The organism is Rothia sp. HMSC069C10, from assembly GCF_001812205.1.
Lineage (GTDB): Bacteria > Actinomycetota > Actinomycetes > Actinomycetales > Micrococcaceae > Rothia > Rothia mucilaginosa.
Map to the genome: position 1 here is coordinate 40595 of NZ_KV808306.1, position 2354 is coordinate 42948.

The 2354-nt window shown below is 60.4% G+C and carries 2 protein-coding genes; both read left to right on the forward strand.

Annotated elements, in window-relative coordinates:
* Positions 1-403: ATP-binding cassette domain-containing protein (locus HMPREF2842_RS09140; protein ID WP_141752195.1), on the forward strand; the 403-nt coding region annotated here is incomplete at its 5' end.
* A gap of 457 nt (positions 404-860) precedes the next feature.
* Positions 861-2354 (forward strand): ATP-binding cassette domain-containing protein (locus tag HMPREF2842_RS08905; RefSeq protein ID WP_070644373.1); only part of this gene is annotated, 1494 nt, incomplete at its 3' end.

The window sequence follows — 2354 nt, forward strand, 5'->3', positions numbered from 1 at the left end:
CATCACCCTCGACCCGCAGCTCACCCTCCTGCAGAGCGTGCAGCGGACTAACCCCGGCGTGAGCGAGCAGCATCTGCGTGACCAGTTGGCGCGCCTGCTCTTCCGTCGCGAAAGCGTACATCAGCGCATTGGGGATTTATCCGGAGGTGAGCGCTTCCGTGCCGCGGTGGCGCAGGTGCTTCTGGCGGATCCGGTGCCGCAGCTACTCATGCTGGATGAGCCGACGAATAACCTCGATATTTCCTCGGTGGACTGGCTGGTGCAGGCGCTCGAAGCATACACCGGTGCGCTCATCGTGGTGAGCCATGATGAGGATTTCTGCCGCCGCATCCGCATTGACCGCACGCTCAACCTTTCAACAAAAACTCTCGGGAAGGAACCATTCGGGGAATCAGCATGCTGAATCTTCTCCTACATGGGAAGGTGTTTGACTCAGCACCCACATAGTTTCTATGCTTGAGCCATCAGCTCTCTATCCGCGCTACCCCACCACGGGGGTAGCTGGCGGAGCTGAATGTATCGTTTGACCGAAGCCACCCAAGGCGCGACCGGGGTGCCCTTCGGAATCTAGGAGGCATCAAAGAAATGACCCACCGAGCATAAGCCCGGACTCAGAAGAATTTTTCGTGCGCTCACGCAGCAGCTCTACGGACACGTTTCCTACGTGTTCCAATCAGCGCGCACGCACCCGGGCACAGGTACATCCACCGTTACGCTCGGGTTTTTTCGCACCCTTTTTAGGGCGATCCTCTTACCGCCACGCGCTCAGCATAGGCACCCCCAAACCGCCGGCACACTGCTGCAACGCACCACCGTCGGAGTTTGAGAGCACCCGAGCATCCATACCTCAAGGAGCTCGTATGACACACGTACTTCAGCCGCAGGCGACCTTTCCCCGTTCCGCTTCTTCCCGCGATGTCCGCTCGCACGCCACTTCCCATGCAGCGGCGCACATTAGTATCGCTCATCTGCACTTTGCGCACCCGAGCCAGCCTCCGCTTTTTGCGGATCTGTCGGCGGTATTTTCGGCACCTCTGACCGGGCTCATTGGTGATAATGGTTGCGGAAAAACAACCCTTATGAGGTTGATTTTGGGTGATTTGACCCCGGATTCCGGTTCTTTGGCGGCGCCGGAACACATGGCGTATCTACCTCAGGATATGGGTCTGAATCGGAATCAAACCCTCGCCGAGCTCTGCGGAATCGCCGAGATTCTGCGGGCGCTACAGGCGGTAGAATCCGGCGAATACTCCCCCGAACTCTACGAGACCATCGGGGACAGCTGGGACGTTGAGGAGCGCACCCTCGCGGCTCTTGCGACCTACGGTTTCACCCCGGCGACCGTGGTTGATCGCGACAACCCGGAGGCGGTTCGCGCACTCTTTGCTCGCAGTATGCGCAGCTTCTCCGGTGGCGAGGCGGTCATTGCCGCGCTTGCCTCGCTGATGATTTCTGATCCCGAGTTCATTCTGCTCGATGAGCCGACGAACAACCTGGACTCCTCAGCGAAGGCTCAGCTCTTCGCCGCGTTGGAGGCGCTACCCTGCCCGGCGCTCATCATTAGCCACGACCGTGACCTGCTGGAGCGTGTAAACGTGATTGCGGAGCTTCACTCCGATCGTCAGGGGCTGGCGCATCTGCGCCTCTTCGAGGGTAACTACAGCACCTACCGCCAGGCGCTGGACACCGAGCAGCAGGCGGCTCAGCGTCGCGTGACCGAGGCGAAGAACCGGGTGCGTTCGGCGCATCGCGAGTGGGTGCAGGCGCAGGAGATTATCTCGAAGAACATGGCGCAGGTGTGGAAGGACGACCAGCCGGATACAATTCTTGCCCTCACCAAGGACGCCTCACGTCAGGCGGCGGCAAAGCTTCGAGTTCTGCGCATCGGCAAGCAGGAGCAGGCTCAGGAGGCATACCAGAACGCCCAGGATGAGGTGCGCGTGCAGGAGAAAATCTATGCCGAGCTGAGCCAACAGCCCCTACCCGCGGGGCGCAAGGTACTGGAGCTGCACAGGGTTGATTCTCGTGGGACTAACCCTCAGCAGGTTTCACGTGAAACATTTACCACTCAGCAACCCACTAAGGTTGATTCTCTGCATTTTTCACCCGTTGAGGCAGATGGCGAGAGCCGGCAGGGAACCCCTGCGGAGCACCCCGAACACCTGATTCTCAGCGGCCCCGAGCATCTGCGCATCACCGGTGCGAACGGCAGCGGCAAGACCACCCTCCTTGAGGCAATTGCCCACGCAAAAGACCCGGAGTACCGCTCCCCCGTGCAGCCCGCCTACCGGGTCGACTATTGCCTCGAGGGGGCCTACATTCCCCAGCGCATCACCCTCGACCCGCAGCTCACC